The sequence below is a fragment of the Verrucosispora sp. ts21 genome (assembly GCF_002879555.1).
Taxonomy (GTDB): domain Bacteria; phylum Actinomycetota; class Actinomycetes; order Mycobacteriales; family Micromonosporaceae; genus Micromonospora; species Micromonospora gifhornensis.
Window position 1 is genome coordinate 19,935 of the sequence record NZ_PNOZ01000034.1, and the last position, 20,582, is coordinate 40,516.

Below are 20,582 nucleotides of genomic sequence, written 5' to 3' on the forward strand. Positions count from 1 at the left end.
CTGCACTCATCGGACGCGGCGACGTCGACCAGGAGCGGCGCAAGTGCTCGGCCTGTTCCCCACCACGGCCCTGCGGGACGGAACGACCGGGCGACGAGCCCATGAAGTCCACCACCCGGTTCAACAACCTGGCCGACCGGGAAGGCTTCATCGTCGTCTACCCCACGCAGCTGATCTCCCGCAACATGATCGCCTGCTGGAACTCCGTCGACCCGCGGCATCAGCAACGAGACGCCGGAGAACCCGCGCGGCTCGCGGGCGTCGCCCGCCAGGTGGTCGAGACGTACCACGCGGATCCCGACCAGGTGCACGTGGCCGGCGCCTCGTCGGGCGCGGGAACCGCCGTCATCCTCGCCGCGACCTACCCCGACATCTTCGCCACGGCCACCTCGGTCGCCGGCGGCGAGTACGGACTCAACCAGGTCGACCCGGACGACCCGGCCGCGACGCCACCGCTGTACACGGCACGTCAGGCCTGGGCCACGATGGGCGACCGCGCCCGGCAGGTGCCCCTGCTGGTCATCCAGGGTGAGCGCGACGAGGTGGTGCCGCCCCTGGTCGCCACCCGACTCGTCGAACAGTGGACCACGGTCGGCGACCTCGTCGACGACGGGCTGCCCAACGACAGCCTCGACCTGACCGAGGAGACCGTGTTCGTGCCAGCCGCCACCGGCCGGCACCCCTACACGCACACGACGATCAAGGCATCGGACGGCAGGTCGATCGTCGAGGCGTACCGCGTCCAGGACATGGGGCACGCCTGGCCGGGCCCCGACGGCGACGGCTGATACACCGATCAGGCGGGCCCCGACGCCAGCGAGATCGTCTGGGAGTTCGCCGCGCGTCACCCGATGAACAGCGGCTCATGAGGATCCGACAGGTGCTGCGGCCTGTCGTCGGCTGCGCCGCGATGCCCAGCACGCCGAAGCCGCCAGGACCCGTCCGGGTTGGCACAGCAACGGTCCTGATGGCTCCCCCACGAGCGGCGATCCGCAGGTTACAGCCAAGGTAACGGGGGTGACCGCGACCGCATCGTCCACGGCGGACGCGTCCTAGGCGGCTGAGCGGGCGGCCTCGCGGTCGCCAGCATTGTTCAGTCGCCCCGACGGCGGTGGGCCGGCGGTCATCAGCGGGGACCGAAGACCGAGCCCAGCTTGGACAGCCGAGCGTTGTCCAGCTCCCACTGCAGCACGGTATCGAGCGTGTCGAGTGCCCGCCCCTCGACCGTGGCCTTCATGCTCTGCACGCCGTCGACCACCTCGGGCAGGGCCGCCACCACCGCTGCGGTGGCGGCCCGGATGGGCTCGTCGGCCCCGTCTGCCACGGCCCGGATCAGGTCCACCACCGCGCTGCGGGCGGTGCCCGCGTACCGCCCAGCGATCCGCTCCAGGCCGGCCGGCATTGCGGCCCCCGCCTCCCGCGTGGCCGCGGACAGCCCGGCGAGGAGGAACTCGACCAGCTCGCTGCGGCCCACGGCGAGACCGGGCAGCACCGCCGCGACCGCAGCCCGGGTCGCTGTCTCCACAGACGTCTCGGCACCGCCGTCTTCCGGGGCGTCCGCCTGGTAGGCCAACCGCCGCCGACCCGCGGTACTCATCTGGAACAGCACCATGAGCGTCATCGCCCGATAGAAGTCGCTCACCCCGCCGGCACCCGCCAGCGCAGCCAGCAGCGGCACCGCGCCCGGGGTGGCGGGCACCACCGAGCCCTGCGGGAACGCATCGTCCGCGATCGCCTCGATCAGATCACCCACACCGTCGAAGGTCCGCCCCTCGAAAGGCACCACCTCGGCGGCCGCACGAAGATCGGCGGCAGGACGACGGAAACCACCACACTTGAGTCCAGCAGGCGCGGGCAGAGACGGCGCGGCGGCCGTCTGTCCGCCGACGAGCTTCGCGCGGATCCGGTCGGCCTCGGCCCGGTCGAGCTCGTGCGCGAGGCCCTCCCGGGAGAAGCGCTCGATCGCCTTGTCCGGAAACTGGCCGCACGCCGAGTTGACCTGCCCGCCGTACTTCCGGGCAATGGCCGCGACGGCCTTCTTCTCGGCCGGTGAGACCTCCAACGGCCCCTCGTAGGGCGGGTCCACCGCCAGCGAATGGGCTCGCCACCAGCCGGCGAAGCGACCCTCCAGCGGGTCGGTCGGCACCTCCCGTACCGCAACCAGCAGGTGGCCGCGCTCGGCCAGCTTCTCGGCAACGGCATAGGCCGAAACCTCATCCGGCACCGACACGACGAAGCGCATCTCACGAATCACGGCGGCATGCTATCGACGATGGGTCGGGCTGCCCGGCCTGCCCTTGCCCAGTCCGAGCGGCACCAACCCGCGGCTCAGCGGCGATCAGGTCAGGTGCAGAAAGGCGGGGGCGTGGCCTCGGCCACGGCCCCGCCGCTTCAACGAGCGTGCGATGTGACGACAACTTGGGCGCCAACGGCCACGACCTGTTCGCCAGTCAACATCGCCGGTGCCTGAAGGTGGAAGGCGGTCCCGTCGGGCAGCGGAACCTGCAGGAACCACCCGTCGATCGTCTGCACTAGGTGGCTTTCCCTGCCGTTGACCTGCACCGTGCTAACCCGCTTCGCGCCACTTACCCAGCCCATCAAATCTCTCTCGGGTGCCTTGACGAGATTGACAATGAGCTCCTCGACGGAGTCGGGGGCGCGCAGGGTCACGATCTTGTTGTCCTTGAAGGCCACCAACCGCCAGCCCGCTGGAGCGAGACGTACCTGCAACGGCACCGGCTGGGCATCATCTGCCACGGTCGCGGCCAGCGCCCGCACCGCCGCTTCATTGCCGAAGCGCCCATGGCCGGTGAGCGTGACCCACTGGCCAGGCCGGCGCTGCCAACTCAGCACCACCGACGTGCCGGACTGCGCATCATGTTCGACCACGAAGCCGGGCACGCCCTGCAACGAGACGGACCGGACCCGCTCAGGCGCGTCCTGGGGCACATACCGATCGCTGACACCGAGGTAGACATCGCTGACGCCATCAGCAGCCCGGAAGACCGCCGTCATCACCGGCCGGTCGTTGCCCTGCTCGTCGCGGGCAACACCGCCACTGAAAGTCGGTGCCGCCAGGCCAGCGGGACGAGGACGCAACCCGATGGGATACACCGGCGAGTCGAACGCCACGAGCTGCACGCCCGTCGATCGGCCCGTCGACGCACGATGCTCCGACAACATGAATGTACCGCCAGCCGCCGCGGCGACCACGACAGCAACGGCGAAGCCGAGGCCCACCCGCCGATGTTGAGGCGCCCAGCTCACGCGACTCCAGCCCCACCTGCGGCGAGCCGGCGCAGCCGGGGCCATCTCGGCCATCAGTCGTTGACGAGCACTGGATAGGGCCGCAAGAGACACCGGCGGCGCGTCCGGGCCGTGCTCGCGCAGCAATTCAAGATCGTTCATATCAATTCCTCGTTGATCATCGCCGAGCTGAGGGATTCACGAGTCAGGCGTCGGGCTCGGTTCAGCCGGGACCGGACCGTGCCAACAGGTATGGCGAGCACCGCAGCGATCTCGGCGTAGGACAACCCGGCCCACGCCGTCAGCAACAACACGTCCCGGTCCCCGCGCTTCAACCGCGCCAGAGCCACAGCCAACTGCTGACGCAGGGCCTGCGCGTCCGCCCGCTCGACGGCATCATCGTCGCTCGACATCACATCGCTCGTGCTGGTGGCCAACCGGGCCAACATGCGGTAGCGGCGCTCCTCCTGCCGCGCCTGTCGGCGCAACACGTTCGTGGCGATGCCGTACAGCCAGGCCCGCGGATCAACGCCCTGCGATCGATAAGTCGACCTCCGCCTAAACGCAATCAGAAACGTCTCAGCCAGCAGGTCGTCAGCCGCGTTACCGACCCGGCGCGCCAGGTACCGGTGAACGGCCACAGCATGCCGATCGAACAGCGTCGCGAACCGCTCCGGACACTCGACCGACTCGCGCAACAACACGTCATCGCCCACCAACTGCGACGGTGCCACGAACTGCGCAGGGGGAGGCCGCTCCGATCGGGGGCCGGCCGGCTCACTCAAAGAAACGTTCCTTGCTTCGTATGTTGCGCTCACACCTGCTTATGCCCGCAGAGCGCGAGCGGGTTCACGACGCCGCCTACCAGAAACCGCCTGGCCCCCAACGGTGTCGGCCCAGGTCACGACGGCTACCGCGCCGACCGTCCGTGCCTCGCCAGCAGCACCAGGCACACGGTTACCCCCTCCCCGCCGACATTCGGCGAAGCGTCGAACACCCGTCCGCTCACGACGCCGCGCACTCCCACTTCTTCAACTTGATCATGAGGGCAGAAATCGATCGCGAAAGAAGGAACTTCCCCCGCACTTCCCATCCCGCGCTGGTGCAGATAAGCACGTCCGAGTACCAGATCAAGCCGATCACATACGTCACCCGTGTCGACGGCCGCCGGATCTAACGATGCGCCGAAGCTCCCGGGTGGTTGTCGTCCGACAGGTCGGATCCCTCCATCCCTTCGGATGGCCCGGTCGTGTCCCGAGTAGACGGGACAACGGTCCCTGGTGTCTGGGTCCGCTGCACGAACAGACTCGCCCAGCGCCGTCCGGCCAGCCACCGACAGGAGTTCCACCATGCCGCAGAGGTGTGCCGTCGTCATGCCCGACAGCACCCGCCCACCGGGCCGGTGTCCCACCGCAGCCACAAGGTCCATCTCGGACGTCCGGCCGCGCCGCGCCGGTCGGTGCCACCCATGACCCGACCGGTACAGGCGATCCTCATCCAACACGCGGTCACACTGCTGCGTCCCCTCACCGACGCGGCCGGCGACACCCAGGCTCGCGACCGGCTGTTGCGCGGCATGGGCTGGGACCTCTCCGCCCTCGCCGGCTTCGACCTTCCCGCGTTCGTTGACGCCCTGGTCCGCTGCCGCGACACCGTGGCCCGGGTCGCCGCCCGGATCGACACGGGCCTCGACGACCTCGGCGACGCGGCGTGGTGTCTCACCGAGATCCGCACCGCCGTCACGGCCGTCGTGGACCTGCTCGACGGCTGGCGGCCCCCACCCGTCCCGGGTGCGCCGGGCCGACCCGCTCCCCCACATCAGGACGCCGACCCGTACCGGCTCTTCCTCACCGACCTGTTCGGTTATCTGCTCGACGCGCACCTGGCGCTCTACGCGCCGAACCTGCGGGTCGCGCTCGACGTGCTCGGTGTGCGCCGGCTGGTCACCGCCACGGCGCCCGTCACTATCGGCGGCAGGCAGGTCCGGGACCGACGGGAACGGCCCTTCTTCACCGTCGATCCGGTGGGCCGGCTGCTGGTCGACCCGGTGGGTGTGCTCCGGGACCGGCTGTTCGGACCCGAGGGTCCGCCCACGCTGCCCGCCGAGATCGCCGACGCCCTCGGCGAACCGCTGGTTCGGTGGCTGACCGGCGTCGGCGTGCCTGCCTCGTACGGCACGCCGGGCGTCGACGCGGCCGAGTCCGGGCTCAGCCCGGCGCAGCGCGACGCCGCCCGGCGCCTGCTGCACCTGTCCTGGTCGGCGCCGGTCGGCGCACCCGACGAGACGGGCACCGACCCGGTCGGTGATCCGCTGGGACAGGCCACCCTGCACCTGGCCGCCGGACTGGCCCGGGACACCGCGCAGGATGCGCTCGACCCGCCGCTGGCCCTCGTGCTCGCACCCCAGGGAACCCTCGACGCCACGGTCGAGTACGGCCAGTGGACCCTGCAGAGTCGACTCACCGGCCTGGTCACCCCGGTCGTGGTCACCCGGGACGGCGCGCGGTTCCGGCCCGCCGACGGGTCCACCCCGCCCGCCGGGGCCGAGCTGACCGGCTCGGTCGAGCTGCGGTACGCCAGCCCCACCCCCGGCGAGCCGGCCCTGCGCCTCGGTGCCCCGGACGCGACCCGACTGGAGATCGACCAGCTTCGGTTCACCGCGCAGGGCCGGCTCACCGCCGACGGACCCACCGGTGACCTCGTCCTCAGCCTGGACGGCGCCCGCCTGCTGATCGCACCCGGCGACGACGGGTTCCTCGCCGCGGTCCTGCCGCCCTACCCGATCCGGATCGACCTGGACGCCGGGCTGCGCTGGTCACCGGAGCACGGCCTGACCCTCACCGCCGGCGGTGGGCTGGAGCTGACCCTGCCGGTCGGTACCAGCTTCGGCCCGCTGCACGTGGAGCACCTCACCGCCGCGGTGCGGGCCGGCAGCACCGGGCTGCCCGGCGGCGGCGCCACCGGCCCCGTCTCCACCGCCGGGGCCGAGGTGCGGGTGACCACCGACCTCACCGTACGCCTCGGGCCGGTCACCGCCTCGGCCACCGGTCTCGGGATGCGGGCCGCGCTGACCCCCGCCGACGGTGCCGGCAGCCTCGGCCCGATCGACGTGGACCTGGCGTTCCTGCGGCCCTCCGGGATCGGGGTCGCGGTCGACGCCGGAATCGTCACCGGCGGCGGGTTCCTGCTCGCCCAGGACGACGGCCGGTACGGCGGCGTCGTCCAGCTCAACTTCCTCGACCAGGCGCTGTCCGCGGTCGGTCTGCTCGACACCCGGATGCCGGACGGCTCCCCCGGCTTCTCCCTGCTCGTCCTCATCTCGGTGCGGTTTCCCCCGGTCCAGCTCGGGTTCGGTTTCACGCTCACCGGGGTCGGCGGTCTGATCGGGGTCAACCGGGCGGTCCGGGCACAGGCGATGCGTGACGGGCTCGCCGACGGCGGGCTGGACGGCCTGCTCTTCCCCGCCGACCCGATCGGCAACGCCCCCCGCCTGATCCGGGACCTCGACCGGTTCTTCCCCACCACCGTCGGCCAGCACGTGGTCGGGCCGACGGTCGAACTCACCTGGGGCGCGCAGGGCCTGCTCACCGCCCGGCTGGGCCTCTTCGTGCAGTTCCCGACGCCGGTGCGGGTGGTGCTCGCCGGTCAACTACGGATCGCGCTGCCGCCCGGGCGCACCGAACCGGTGGCGCTGATCCAGGTGGATCTGGTGGGTACGCTCGACTTCGGCCAGCGGACGGTGGCGATCGACGGGGTGCTGCGCGACTCCCGGCTGGCCGGGTTCACCCTCACCGGGCGGATGGCCGTCCGCGCCAACTGGGGAGACCGACCGTCCTTCCTGGTCTCGATCGGCGGGTTCCACCCGCGTTACCCGCAGCCGGACACCGTGCCGGTGCTGCCCCGGCTGACCCTGTCGCTGGGCGACGGCAACCCCCGGCTACGGCTGGCGGCGTACCTGGCGATCACCTCGAACACCGTCCAGTTCGGGGCCCGCCTCGACCTGTACGCCGGGATCTCGGTCCCGCTCATCGGGACCTTCGCCATCGCCGCGGTGCTCAGCATCGACGCGCTGATCGTGCTCGAACCGCTCTCCTTCGCCATCGACATCTACGCGATGGTCGCCCTCACCTGGAACGGTGACCCGGTCCTCGCGGTGGAACTCGCCGGCAGCCTCACCGGGCCCCGCCCCTGGCGGGCGGTGGGACGGGCCAGTTTCACCTTCCTCGGCCGGCATTCCATCCGCTTCGACGTCACGGTCGGCAGACGCGCCGTCAACCCCCCGCCGCTGCGGGTGAACCTCGCGGACCGGGTCCGCGCGGCCCTGGCCGATCCGGCGAACTGGACGGCCGAGCCCCCCACCGGGACCGGGCCGCTTGTCACCCTCGCCGAGTCGGCCACCGCCGCCACCGAGGTCCTGGTACACCCGCTCGGGTCGCTGACGGTCCGGCAGAAGGTGGCCCCGCTGGAGGTGACCGTCGACCGGTACGGCACAGCGGCCCTCACCGGAGACGTACGGCGGTTCACTGTCGGCGCCGTCACCCTCGACGGTGTTTCGGCCCGGTCGACGCCGGTCGACGACCTGTTCCCCCCGGCGGAGTACCTCGACCTGGATGACATGGAGAAGCTCTCCGCGCCCTCGTTCGAGCGGTGGCCGTCCGGCTTCCGCGTCGACGACTCGGCGCTGACCCTGCCCCCGGAGCGGGCCTGGCGCCTGGTCGCCGCCCGGACCGAGGACGAGGTGGTGACCCGTACCCCCGACGGCGGCAGCACCGAGCAGCCCGTGACCCGGCCGATCCCGGACGACCGGATGAAGGTGCAGGCCGAGGCCGGCGCGGCGGCGGTCAACGGGGCCGGCGCGCAGGGCGCCCGAGCGTTCGCCGGACCCGCCTTCGACATCAGCCTGGCCGAGCCGCTGTACGCGGTGGTCACCGCCACCCCGCCCACCGACGGCGCGCTGGCGGTGCTCACCCCGGCCCGACCACCGGCCCGGTTCGCCCAGGCCCGGGAGGCGCTCGCCGCCCACGGGGCCGGCGGGGTCCGCAAGCTCATCGAAAACGACGACGTCCCCCGGGAGTGACCGTGTCCTCGACCTACCATTTCCTGCCCTGGGCCAGGGAGGGCCTGGCCAACCGGCTCCGCGCGCCGGGCCCCGGTGAGGACCCGCGCCGCGGCCACGTCACCGTCACCGCGACCCTGAACGAGGAGTCCCTCGGCGACATCGCCGTCGCCACCCTCGGCCCCGGCGACGTGACAGGGCTCGCCCCGCACCAGGTGCTCCGCACCGACCCGCCGCCCGACACCCTCGGCTTCGAGCCGGACCACTACCCCACCCTGGACCTCGACTCGCCGACCCTGCCCTGGCTGTTCACCCCGCTGCCCCCGACCGGCGACCGGCTCCCGCCGTGGCTCTGCCTGGTGGCGGTCCGCCAACAGCCCGGGGTCCGGCTGCGTACGGACGGGGTGCGCAACACCACCGTGCTGGAGATCCGTACGCCCGCCGACGCCCGGCGGGAACTACCCGACCTCACCCACTCCTGGGCCTGGGCGCACGTGCAACTGGTCGGTGCCCTCGCCACCGGCGAGTCCGCTGCCCAGGTGCTGCGCCAGGCGCCGGAGCGGACCGTCTCCCGGCTGATCTGCCCCACCCCGCTACGACCCGACGCCCGCTACCACGCCTGCCTCGTACCGACCTTCGCCATCGGCCGGGCGGCCGGGCTGAACCTGCCGCTGCCCGAGGGGACCGGACCGGCCTGGCACGACACCGACCAGGAGGTGACCCTGCCGGTCTACCACCACTGGGAGTTCAGCACCGGCGTCGGCCACAGCTTCGCCGACCTGGTCCGGGCGCTGCGGTTCCGGTCGGCTCCCGACGGTGCCGGCCGGCGCCCCTTCGACCTGGCCGGCAGCGGGCTCACCGCCCCGACCGGGGCGGCGCCGCTGCCCCCGTTCGACGGCGCGCTGGTACGCCCCGGCAGCGGCCACACCGCCCCACCGGACTGGGTACGGCAGGCCCTCGCCCCGCTCGTCGGCACCGGCTCGGGCAGCGCCGCTCCCCTGTACGGCGGCGAGCACGTCGACCGGCGGACGGTATCGGCCGGCGACACCGGCTGGCTGGCCGAGCTGAACCTCGACCCCCGGTACCGGGGCGTCGCGGGGCTGGCCGCCGCGGTCGTCCGGGACCGTCAGGAGGACCTGGTCGCGGCGGCCTGGCAGCAGGCCGGCGACGTCCGACCGGTCAACCAACTGCTGGCCACCAGCGACGTCGCGAAAACCGTCAACGGCAGCCTGCACGCCCGCCGGCTCACCGGCCTGCCGGCCGACGGGCTGACCCTGACCCAACTGGCGGCGCCGCTGGGACGCACCGCCGGGGCACCGCTGGTGACCACGACCGCGTACCGGCGGGTCAGCCGGCGGCGCGGCCCCATCGCCCGACGGGTCGCCGCACCGGCCCCGGTCACCGTCGCGCCGGCCGACGTGGCAGCCCTGACCCGCGCCCTCGAACCGGCCCGGACCGTCAAGCAGCGGGTGGACAGCCGCCTCAACGGGGCCACCGGCGCCGACCAGCCGGACCGGATCCGGGTGGCACCGACCTTCCCGACCCCGATGGTCGGCGAACTGGCCCGGCTCGCACCGCAGTTCCTGCTGCCCGGCGCGGACCGCATCCCGCCGGACAGCGTGGTCGCGTTGGAGACCAACCCCCGCTTCGTCGCCGCCTTCCTCGCCGGGCTGACCACCGAACTCGCCAGCGAGCTGCGCTGGCGGGACTTTCCCCTGGCCGAACGGGCCACCCTGTTCCGGCATTTCTGGGACCAGCGCGGCCAGGGCGGCGACGGCGCCGCCGACGTGCCGCCGATCGACAAGTGGCCGGCCGACCGGCGGCTCGACCAGGTGGTCACCGGCGACACCGCGCGCCTGGTCCTGGCGGTCCGTGGTGAACTGCTGCGCCGCCACCCGCGCACGGCCGTCTACGCGGTCCGCGCCGCGTCACGGACCGCCCCGGCGGACGAGGGCGGCACCGGCAACGTGGCGTACCCGATCTTCGGCGGCACCCTCGGCGCGGACCTGCGCTACTTCGGCTTCGACCTGACCGAGGAGCAGGCGACCGGGCGGACCGACCCCCCGGGCTGGTTCTTCGTCTTCGCCGAACAACCCACCGAGACCCGGTTCGGCCCGCCCCCCACCGGCGACCCCCTCGCCGGCACCGGGGTGACCGCCGCCGAGGTCGCCCGCCGCACCCTGCGGCTGCCACTGCGGGTGCTGATCCACGCCGCCGACCTGCTCACCGCCGACTGAGGCCGGAGAACGAGACACCATGCCCGACATCACCACCGTGCCCACCGGTACGCCGATCGCCCTGCTGCCGTACCGGATCGAGACCCGGTACCTACCCCGCTCCGGCGGCCAGCCCGGCGCCGACCTGCTGGTCCGGGTCTACCCCGACCAGATCCACTTCGACTCCCACGAGCCGGGCCTGACCCCGGTCGAGACGCAGGCCCGCAAGGAATTCCTCGCCGCCGGTGGGCGCGATCCCGACCCGGACGCACCCGAGGTGATCTCCGCGTGGGCCCGGCTCGTCGAACAGTTCGGCGAGACCCGCGCCGCCTGGCTCGCCCGGCTAGTCGCGGACGGGGAGCCTTTGGGCGACCGTCCGGCCATGTGGTCGCAGCCGGTACGCGCCCGCGCCCTGCCGGACCGCTTCGTGGTGCTCGGGTACCGCGCCGGCCAGGTGGTGTTCCAGCGGGAGACCGCACCGATCCCCCGCGACCTCGCGGTCAGCCCGCCGCCGGGCGAGGCCGTCACGCCCGCGCCGCCGTCGGCACCGGATGCCTCCGGGCACCGGCCGGACCCCCTCGACGTGCCGCCGGGCATGGCCTGGATGATCGACCCCGCCGAGGGCGAGGCGGCGGGCATGCTGCTGCGGGTCCCGCTCAGCCCCACCCAACTGGTCCTGGACCGGCTCGTCGTCCTCGGGGTCCGGGTCGAGGCCCGCCCGGGTGACCCCGACGGCACCGCCGGGGTGCGTGGCGCCGCCGACCTCGCCGCGCTGCTCACCTCGCACCGCTACACCGACGGACTCGCCCTGGTCGCCCAGGGCACCCCGACGAACAACACCGAACGCGGCCCCTCCGGCCTCAACGAGGCGGGCCTCGCCGCCCACACCAGCCGCCGGGAACTCCTCCCCGATGCCGCCGACGACGGCTCCGACGGGGCCCGGCTGGCCGCCGCGCTCGGCGTACCCCGCAAGGTGTTCGGCCGGGTCGAGGGGGCCGAGGGACGGGAGTCGCGCGACGCCCAGGCGATGAACGCCGCCCTCTGGCCCGCCACCTGGGGGTACCTGCTGGAACGGTTCCTGACCACCGTCGGTCCCACCCGGCTGGAGCCGTACCGGCGGCACTTCGTGGACTGGGTCCGGGCCCGGGGCCCCCTGGCCACACTGCGGATCGGCAACCAGCCGTACGGCGTGCTCCCGGTCGTCTCCCTGGACCGCTACCAGGCCGACCCGGCCGACCCGACCGGCGCCCGGGTGGCCGACCTCGTCCGCCGCCTGCGCCCGACCTGGCTGACCGCCCTCACCACCAGCCGACCGGAGACGAAACCGGTGCTGGAGATCCTCAAGCGCCGCCCGGTCTCCGACGGCTACGCCATGCGGGGTGTCTTCGGCGCGCACGAGTGGTTCGACCGGGCCCTCGGCTTCGAGGGGGGACCGGAAGGGCTCGACCGGTCCCAGCTGGCCGGGCGGGTCGTCGGGGCCCAGCTCATGCACCAGCGGATCAGCGCGGCGTTGGGGGTGCCGCCGTTCACGGCGTTCGACGCCGTGAAGGCGTTCACCGGCGCGACCCTCCACGACGGGCACCTGCCGACGGTCGCGGCCGACCTGACGGCGCCGACCGTGCCGTGGCTCGCCGCCCTGCGGGCCCGGCTGCTGGCCACCCTGCCCGCCGACGTCGAGGCCGGTGGCTGGCCGGGCAAGCCGGCCGACTCGGTGCTGTACCTGCTGCTGCGGCACGCGGCCCGGCTGGTCGCCACCGGTCCGGCACCGGACGTGCGGGGCTACCCGGCCCGGGGCCACTTCGGCGACCCCGCCGCCGAACCGCCGCCGCTGAACCGGTACGAGGAACTGCTGGCCGCCCTCGACGACCTGGCCACCCGGCCCGCCCGGGTGGTCGATCTGGCCACCCGGGAGTCGCTGGACCTGGCCGGGTTCCGGTTCGACGCCTGGGCCACCTCGGTGGCCACCCGGCGGCTCGCCCGGCTGCGCGCCGACCCGCACGCCGGGCTCGCCCTCGGCGGGTACGGCTTCGTCGAGAACCTGACCCCCGGCAGCCAGGACCTCGCCGTACCGGCCGACCAGATCCCGCCGGGTGAGGCGCCCGGCCTGCTGCGCCGCGCCAGCGACGCCGGCTACCTGCACGCGCCGAGCGTGGCCCAGGCGGCGACCGCCGCCGTGCTGCGGGCCGGTCACCTCAACCACGCCGAGGAGGCCGGCGCCACCGGGACCAGCCCCTTCGCCCTCGACCTCTCCTCCCGCCGGGTCCGGCTCGGCACCGCCGTCATCGAGGGGCTGCGCCAGGGGCAGACCCTGGCGGCGCTGATCGGGTACCGCATCGAGCGGGCCCTGCACGACACCGGGCAGGCGGCGGGCATCCCCGCACTGCGTCGGGCGGTCGCCGCGCTGGCCGGTCAGACCGGTGAGCAGGAGGTGGTCGACGGGGTCGCGCTGCTCACCGCACACACCGCCGGGCAGCTGCGCTGGGGGGTCGGCGGGCTGCCCTCGCTGGCCGCCGTCGGACCGGCGATCGAGGTGGCCCGGGAAGCCCTCGACGCGGTCGGTGACCTCTCCGTCGCCGAAGGGCTGCACCACACGTTGCAGGGCAACTACCCGCGGGCCAGCGCGGCGCTGGCGATCGGCAAGGTCGACGGGGTCGCCCCGCCGGAGCTGGAGGTGGTCCGTACCCCCCGCACCGGCGCCGGGATCACCCACCGGCTCCTGCTGATGCTGGACGCGCCCCCGCCCGGCGCCGGTGCGGGCGGGTGGCAGGCCGGCCCCCGGGAGACCGCCGAGCCCGCCCTCGCCGCCTGGGTGGCGGCGGTGCTGGGCCCCGCCGATCGGGTGGTCGCCGACCTCACCTTCGTCGACCCGGCGACCGGCGCGGCCCTGGCCCCGACCCGCCGGGTCACCCTCGACGACGCGCTGCCGTACCCGCTGGACCTGCTCGGGTACGCCGACGACCCGGCCGGGATCGAGAGCCGGCTCGCCTGGCACCACCTGGACCCCGCGCGCCGCCCGACCGGCGTCGGACCGGATGCCGCCGTGCGGCTCCTGCCGGACCCGGCCGGTCCGCTCAGCGTCGGCCAGGTCTACCTCACCGACCTGCTGGAGGTGGTGCGCTCGATCGCGGCGGTGCTCTCCACCGCCCGTCCGCTGACCCGCACCGACCTGGCCGCCGGTGGCACGGCGGGCGACGAGGACGAGCCGGACGGGGTGCTCCTGGACGAGTTGCGGCAGCGGGCGACGGTGGCCCACCTGGGCCTGACCACCCTGCGGGCGGCGCTGCGCGACGCCGTCGGGGACATCGAGGACCACGGGCACCCTGAGGCCGTCGCCGACCTGAGCACGGCGGCGGCGCACCTGCTCACCGCCACCGCCTTCGGGGTGCCGAACGTGGTGCCGGTGGCCCGGCACATCCTCGACGCCACCGCAGCGGACGGTGGGCCCGCGGCCGAGGTGACCGCCGCCGCCGTGGCCACCCTCACCACCCAGGTCCTCGCCGGCTACGCCGAGGTGCGGCGCCGCAGCATGGCGGCGGACGAGATCGCGGCGCGGGCCAGCCGGGCACCGGACTGGGTCGACCTGCTCCGGGCCGTCTTCGGGCCGGATTTCCTGGTGGTACCCCGGTTCACCCCGGCCGATGCGGGCCAGGTCGCCCGCGCGTTCGCCGGCACCTCGGTCAGCGGCGCGCCGGCCGGTCAGGAGCCGCTGGCCTGGTTCGCCCGGACGGCCCGGATCCGGCCGGCGGTCGCGGCGGTCGAGACCGTCTGCCGGTTCGGTCAGGCGCTGGCGACCGGGTGGGGTCTGGACCTGAGTATCGGTCAGGTGCCCGCGCCGGCCGCCGGGGAACCGGCCCGGCGCTGGGTCGGTCTGCCGCCGCTGGACCCGGCCGACACCGTGCCGACCGGGGTGACCTCGCTCGTCGCGGTCGGTGCCGGCCCGGCCGCCACCGGCTCGCTGGCCGGGCTGCTGCTCGACGAGTGGGGCGAGGTGGTGCCGGCCCGCCGGGAGACGACGGCGGTCGCGTACCACTACGACGCGCCCGGGGCGCAGGCACCGCAGGCCGTGCTGCTGGCCGTCTCGCCCCGGCCGGCCGGCAGCAGCTGGACCCTCGACGACCTGGCCGCGACCGTCAACGAGACCATCGACCTGGTCAAGCTCCGATCCGTGGACCGCACCGACCTCATCCCCGAGCACCTGCTCAGCTCGCTGGCGTACCTGCCGCTGTGGCCGACGACCGCCCCCGGCGCGGTGGAGGTGAGCCGGCTGGCGTCGGTGCCGGCGACCTTCGGGGTGCCGAAGGTCGCCGGGCAGCCCCGGATCGGCTCCGTCGTCCTGAAGGGAACGCAGACAGCGCTCGCCGGAATCCGGCAGGGGCGCACCGTGCAGGTCATCGTCACCGGCGAGAACCTGCACATCCCGCAGGAGACCAGCACGTGGAGCGTCGACAAGCCGGGGCTGCGGCTCCAGGTGCTCGCCCAGTCGCCGGACCGGACCGAGCTGGAACTGAGCGCGGCCCGCACCGGCACCGGCTACCCCGCGGTCGGCAGGTACGACCTGCGACTGGTCACCCGGGGTGGCGTCGCCGCCTGGTCCGTCCACGTCACCCCCCGGGTCACCATCACCGCCGTCACCCCCGCCGTCGTGCGCCAGGACCAGTACGACGCCACCGTGGTGCTCGAGGTCGACGGCCACCTGCTGCCGACAGTGCCGATCCCGCACAGGGATCCACCGATCACCTTCCGGGTGCTCGGACTCGACCTGCCCGTGACCGGGGTGGTACCGGCCGCCGTGCCGGGCAGGGCGGCGGTGACCCTGCGGGTGCCCGGTCGCCCGAAACCGCCGGTCGAATACAACGACCGCGGCAAACCGATCATCAAGACCAAGCACTGGACGCCGGTGCCCGCGACCCTGGCCGTGCAGGGGGCGTGGGAGCACGACGAGCCGTCGACCGAGGCGTACCACGAGCTCGTCGGGGCCTTCACGTACGAGGTCATGTCCTGGACCAACGCCGACCTGTGAGCGGGGAGAAGTCATGAGCATGCAGAACGGTTGGGCCCGGCTGGAGCCGACGGTCCGGGAACGGACCGGGGAGGAGGGCCTCCAGGCGGGCATCGCCGATCCCCTGTGGCTGCTGACCCGGCAGTGGCAGCTCGGTGAGTTCGCCGCTACGGACGCCGGTACCCCGGTCTGGGCCCGGTTGCGCGGCACGGTCACCGGGCTGACCCGGCTACATCCCGGGCCACCCCCCACCGGCCCGGGCGGTGCCACAGGGCTGCGGTACGACGTCGGTACCGTGCCCCTGGAGGCCCTGGTCGAGTCGGAACCGGCGGTGGTCGGCACCGAGGGCACCCGGGACCTGGCCCTGCGGGCCGGTGGGTACTTCCTGACCCTGCTGGCCGAGGAATGGGAGGGCACCATGCTGCCCGCCGAGAGCCAGGTTGGCTACGTCGCCGGGCTGCTGGCCACGCATCCCGTCCCCACCGAGGGCCTGCCGGCCGGGGACCGGCTGCTCGCAGCCCGGGTGCCGGACGGGGTGGCGCTCTTCGCCGCCCTCGACTCGGGGCTGCGCCCGCCCGACGGGGGGCGTCCGACGCTGCCCGCGCAGCCGCCCCTGACCAGCGCGGCCGCGCGGCCCGTCCGGGTCGCGGCGTTGCGCTTCCTCGCCTGGTACGACGGGGTGACCGGGCGAGCCCTGCCGGAACTGCCCACCTGGTCGCCGCAGCGGCTGGAGTACCAGGTGTCGCTGGCCGCCCCCGCCGTCGGCGGCGAACCGGAGTTCGTCCTCACCACCGACGAGTACGCCTCCGGCAGCCTGGACTGGTACGCCTTCGACCACGTGCCCGGCGGGTCGCTGGGGGCCGTCGCCAGCGACCCCGGTGGGACGGGCCGCCCGTTCCTCGCCTCGGGCATCCCGACCCCTGTCACCTTCCGGGGCATGCCCGCCGCCCGGTGGTGGGAGTTCGAGAACGCGGCGGTCGACTTCGGCAGCGTCCGGGCCGCCGGGGACAGCATCGCCACCATGCTGCTGGTGGAGTACGCCACTGTCTACAGCAACGACTTCTTCCTGTTCCCGGTGGCGATGGAGGTCGGCTCGGTGTGCCGGGTCTCCTCGCTCGTCGTGCACGACACCTTCGGGCAGCGGATGCTGGTGCCGCCCACCCGGTCGGCGGTGCGGGGCGCCGAGTTCGCGATCTACGAGCACAGCGCGTACGACCCGCTCAGTGGCGGCACCGGACCCCTCTCGCTGCGGGACAGCACCTTCACCCTGCTGCCCACTCTGGACGACAGCCACGACTCGGCCCCCGTCGAGGAGGTCTGGCTGCTGCGCGACGAGAGCGCCAACCAGGTGTGGGCGGTGGAGGCGACCGCCTGCGGTCCCGACGGGCGACCGGTGGACCGGGCGGAACACCACGCCGCCGGCCGCGCCGCCAGCACTGTCACCCCCTCCGCCGACCCGGACCTGCCGCTGCGCTACCGGCTACGGACCGACACCCCGGGCCACTGGTTCCCGTTGGACCCGTCGCCGCAGGCCGCCCAGATGCTCGACCTCGGGGCGGTCCCACCGCTGGACGGCACGCCCGCCCCGCTGCCCTGGGGCCGGTTGCTGGCCGAGCTCCGCCAGCACCGGCTGCACCGGGAGGAGGTGACCCGGGCCGGCACCCACCTCACCCGCGCCTGGCAGTACGCCCGCTGGACCGACGGCCGCCAACACCTGTGGCTGGGCCGACGCACCCGGGTCGGCCGCGGCGGCGGTGCCAGCGGCCGGTACCACGACGTGCTCTGGCCCGGACCGGTCACCGCGCCGGGTCTGCCCGGCCCGCCCGAGCCGGGCGGGCCGCCGGCCGCACCGCGACCCGCAGGGCCCGGCCTCCCGCCGAAGCGACCCCCGGCGGAGCAGTCATGACCGCCCCCGTCGTCGAGGCGGTCGAGGCGCTGCGCGCGCGCCCCGACGAACGCTGGCCCTTCGGCCCCACCGCCCTGGCCGGCGAGCAACGCGCCCACCTGGCCGGCTGGCGCAGCTACCGGTCCTGGCTGGCCGCCGTCGAGGCGGGCCCGCACCAGCCGCCGTGGCAGCCGCGGGAGGTGGTCCGCCGGATCCGGCTGCTCATCTGCGGCGCAGAACCACCGGAGACCTGGCAGCCGGACGAGCTGATCGCCCACCCGCACCCGTGGGCACGCACCCCGCTGACCGTCGCCGACGCCCCCCGGGCGGCCCTGAACGGGCTGTACCGCACCGGGCGGCTCCAGATCGGAGTCGGGCCGACCGGCGCGCCCCGGCTGGTCGACACGTACCCGATCTGGTGTCTGCTGGACCAGCGCCTCGGCGAGCCGACCCCGGTGGGGGCCCTGTACGACGGGGCTGCACTGCTCGGCTGGCCGGGGCTGCTGGCCGAGGCGTGGCTCGGCTACGAGCTGCGCCGCCGCGCCGCCGAGCAGGCGGTCCGCGAGGCCGGTGACGTGTGGGTCGAGGACCCGGCCGATCTGGCCCGTCCCCGGCAGTGGTTGGCCGAGGCGATCGCCGAACGGGCCGGGATCGAGCGGCTCCTCGCGGTGGTCGACGGGCTGAACCTCGCTGCGGCCTGGGATCCGGCTACCCCGGTCAGCGCGATGCTGGCCCGCTACTACGACCCGGCGGGTCCGGCCACCACGGACCCGACCGAGCAGCACGCACACAACCGGTTCCGTCTGCTGTACGACGCGGCCACCCCACCGGTCCCCCGCGAGTCCGATCCGGCCCGGCTCGCCGCCGCCCTGCGCCCGGCGGTGACGAGCGCGGCGATGTTCCTGGTGATCCGGCAGCACCTGGGGCGGCACCGGCACGCCTGGACGGTGCCGGACGCCCTTGAGGCGCTGCACGGGACCTGGGGCATGTCCATGCTCACCGAACTCGTCGACAGGTTCGCCGGGGCGCTGCTGGCCGGCGCCGCCGGCGACGGCTGGAGCGCCGGTGACTGGCCGGCCGCACCGACCGCCCTGGGCCGGTACGGCGGCTGGCACCTGCGCCACGGCGACAGCGACGCCGAACGCCGCTTCGGCGGGCAGGTGCGGGCCGCCGGCCCACCGCAGGCCCCGGTGGCCCTGCTCCAACGGGACCTCACCGAACTCGGGTTCACCGTCGCCGAGACCGGACGGTTCGACGCGTCCACCGAAAGTGCCCTGCGGGAGCTGCAACTCGTCGCCTCCCACCGGGAGGTCACGGCGACCCGCGCCGGGGTCGCCGGCCAATCCCGGCGTCCCGCGCACCGGCGGCACCTGGGCCTGCCGCACGGCCGGCTGGACGAGGAGACCGCGGGCACCATCGACCTGTGGCGGCGACCCGGCCACCACGGGATGCCCGACGCGACGCGGATCGTCCGGCCCGCGCTGGCCGGGCTGCCGGCCGCCACCGTGCTGTCCCGGACCACCAGGGAGCTGTACCCGTGGGCCACCCTGACGGCGGCCCGGGACACCACCCCGCTGACGCCGGCGCAGTGGCGGCAGGTCGGCGACGCGCAGAAGGACCTGTGGCGGCGGCGGCTGATGGTGCGGGCCGGGTTCGCCGTCGACGAGGGGGGTGACCCCCCGTACGTGCTGGACGTGGCCGACGGGAACCTGTTCCACCTGGAGGCGGTCACCGAGTTCTACCTGAACCTGAACGACCCCTGGCTGCCCCGCACCACCGGGGATCTGGTGGGACGCAACGTGCCCCTCCCGCCGGAGGACCCGGGGTACCACCGGGTGGACCTGCTCGACCCGACCGGGGTCGCCGCGACCCCCCTGCCGCCGCATCCGCCGAACCAGTTCCGGCTGCGCCTCGACGGCGACGCCGATCTGACCGAGGTGTGGCGGACGGACGGCCACACCCCCGCCACCTCCCACCGGGACCTGCTCTTCCTGGCCGGCACCGCGCCGGCCGCGCAGCGGTGGTTCCGGGTCGCGGCCGTCGAGGCGGCCACCCGGACCGTCACCGTCCACGGCAGCCCGCAGCTGGTCGGCCCGGACCAGTCCTGGCTGCTGCGCCGCCGCCCGCAGATCGTGGTGGTGGACCCGGTCGGCGAACGACCGCACCTGGTCGGCACCGGCGCCCGGCCCGGTGCGGCGGCGAACCAGGTGGTCCTCGACGGCGACGCCGGGCTCACCCTGCTCGTGCTCAACTTCGACACCATCCACCTGCCCGCCGACGTGGCCCGCCCCTCGGGGACGTACCGGATCGTCGGGTGTGACCTGGCGACCCGGACCCTGACCCTCGACGGCGCGCCGGCCCTCGACGGCGAGTCCTCGTCCTGGCAGATCCCGGCCGGCGTCGGCGGACGGTTCGACCCGATCCCGACCGGGTTCCGGCCCGACCGCCGGGGCACCGACCACTACGGTGGGGTGGCCATCGTCGTGCACGGCGGCCGACAGCACGCGGCGTACTCATTCACCAGCTTCTCGGCGTGGCGGTACCAGGGCGGCAACCGGTCGGCGATCCGGGGCAACACCCACTACGAGTGCCGGTCCTTCCGGTCCGGTGACGCCTTCAAGAACTACTCGTTGAAGGTGGTCACCGCCGGGGAGGACGACCACGTCGCCCACGGCCGCTACTACCTGGACGACATCAGCAACCCCCGGCCGTTGCCCGGTGCCCCCCAGACCTGGCAGCCGTTCCCGCCGCTGCTGCACGTGGCCGACGACCTCGACGGCAAGGTCTACATCCGGTTCCACGACGGGCACACCAACACCGGGGACGACGTGGCGGCCAGCACCGGGTCGGCGGGGTGCCTCGTCTCCCCCGCCTACTTCGAATTCCGAGGGACCCTGATCGGGCTGCACCAGCAGGAGCGGGCCCTGCTGGGGCTGGCCCCTGACCCGCCGCTGGCCGACCTGACCCCACTCGGACGCGCGGAATCCCGGGCCCTGTGGACGCGCAGCAGCACCAACCCGGTGACCCCGCCGCCGCCGCATCTCTCCGCAGCCGAGTGGGAGAACAAGATCGCCGCCCGGCTGTGGCTGGTCCGCCCGGACGAACGCCCCGCCGGACCGGGCGCGCCGTGAGCCGCCAACCCTTTCCCCGACGTCCACCACCAGGGCCGGTACCGGCCGA

General features: G+C 74.2%; 9 protein-coding genes. 6 read left to right on the plus strand and 3 right to left on the minus strand.

The genetic code is table 11. The features are described 5' to 3' along the window. Positions 1-101: 101 nt before the first annotated feature. On the plus strand, positions 102-788 hold the full coding sequence (locus C1A38_RS16395) for an extracellular catalytic domain type 1 short-chain-length polyhydroxyalkanoate depolymerase (protein WP_102658695.1): 687 nt from the start codon (positions 102-104) through the stop codon (positions 786-788). Positions 789-1,126: 338 nt separating this feature from the next. Here the strand turns inward: C1A38_RS16395 and C1A38_RS16400 are convergent, their stop codons facing one another. The 3 genes from C1A38_RS16400 to C1A38_RS16410 form a co-directional block, all read right to left on the minus strand. Further along, a complete protein-coding gene (locus tag C1A38_RS16400; protein WP_146017563.1) occupies positions 1,127-2,254 on the minus strand; it encodes a hypothetical protein in 1,128 nt (375 codons plus the stop codon). Positions 2,255-2,391: 137 nt separating this feature from the next. Then, positions 2,392-3,408 (minus strand): hypothetical protein, encoded by a 1,017-nt coding sequence (locus C1A38_RS16405; RefSeq protein WP_102658697.1) that lies wholly within the window; start codon positions 3,406-3,408, stop codon positions 2,392-2,394. After that, the gene (locus tag C1A38_RS16410; RefSeq protein ID WP_233196861.1) at positions 3,405-3,962 is read right to left on the minus strand and encodes an RNA polymerase sigma factor; all 558 of its coding nucleotides are present in this window, start codon (positions 3,960-3,962) and stop codon (positions 3,405-3,407) included. Before C1A38_RS16410 ends, C1A38_RS16405 begins: the two co-directional genes overlap by 4 nt. 752 nt (positions 3,963-4,714) lie before the next feature. On the opposite strand from C1A38_RS16410, the gene C1A38_RS16420 reads away from it, so the two are divergent. Genes C1A38_RS16420 through C1A38_RS16435 form a run of 5 tightly spaced genes read left to right on the plus strand, consistent with a single transcriptional unit; the run spans position 4,715 to position 20,533 of the window. Then, positions 4,715-8,323, plus strand: coding sequence for a DUF6603 domain-containing protein (locus C1A38_RS16420; protein WP_102658699.1), 3,609 nt, complete (start codon positions 4,715-4,717; stop codon positions 8,321-8,323). Positions 8,324-8,325: 2 nt separating this feature from the next. After that, the gene (locus tag C1A38_RS16425; protein WP_146017564.1) at positions 8,326-10,539 is read left to right on the plus strand and encodes a hypothetical protein; all 2,214 of its coding nucleotides are present in this window, start codon (positions 8,326-8,328) and stop codon (positions 10,537-10,539) included. A gap of 19 nt (positions 10,540-10,558) precedes the next feature. Then, complete coding sequence (locus C1A38_RS32200) at positions 10,559-15,538, plus strand: hypothetical protein (protein WP_102658701.1); 4,980 nt, start codon at positions 10,559-10,561, stop codon at positions 15,536-15,538. Between the two features lie 13 nt (positions 15,539-15,551). Next, positions 15,552-17,423 carry a hypothetical protein gene (locus C1A38_RS30870; protein ID WP_146017565.1) on the plus strand — a complete coding sequence of 624 codons (1,872 nt, stop codon included), beginning with the start codon at positions 15,552-15,554 and terminating at the stop codon, positions 17,421-17,423. Further along, positions 17,420-20,533 (plus strand): peptidoglycan-binding protein, encoded by a 3,114-nt coding sequence (locus C1A38_RS16435; RefSeq protein WP_146017566.1) that lies wholly within the window; start codon positions 17,420-17,422, stop codon positions 20,531-20,533. The genes C1A38_RS30870 and C1A38_RS16435 overlap by 4 nt, the downstream gene beginning before the upstream one ends. The last annotated feature ends 49 nt before the right edge of the window (positions 20,534-20,582 follow it).

Excerpts from the sequence above, each read along its gene's own strand:
- C1A38_RS16395 (WP_102658695.1), top strand. The coding sequence starts at position 102 with ATGAAGTCCACCACCCGGTTCAACAACCTGGCCGACCGGGAAGGCTTC.
- C1A38_RS16405 (WP_102658697.1), bottom strand. The coding sequence starts at position 3,408 with ATGAACGATCTTGAATTGCTGCGCGAGCACGGCCCGGACGCGCCGCCG.
- C1A38_RS16420 (WP_102658699.1), top strand. The coding sequence starts at position 4,715 with ATGACCCGACCGGTACAGGCGATCCTCATCCAACACGCGGTCACACTG.
- C1A38_RS32200 (WP_102658701.1), top strand. The coding sequence starts at position 10,559 with ATGCCCGACATCACCACCGTGCCCACCGGTACGCCGATCGCCCTGCTG.
- C1A38_RS30870 (WP_146017565.1), top strand. The coding sequence starts at position 15,552 with ATGAGCATGCAGAACGGTTGGGCCCGGCTGGAGCCGACGGTCCGGGAA.
- C1A38_RS16435 (WP_146017566.1), top strand. The coding sequence starts at position 17,420 with ATGACCGCCCCCGTCGTCGAGGCGGTCGAGGCGCTGCGCGCGCGCCCC.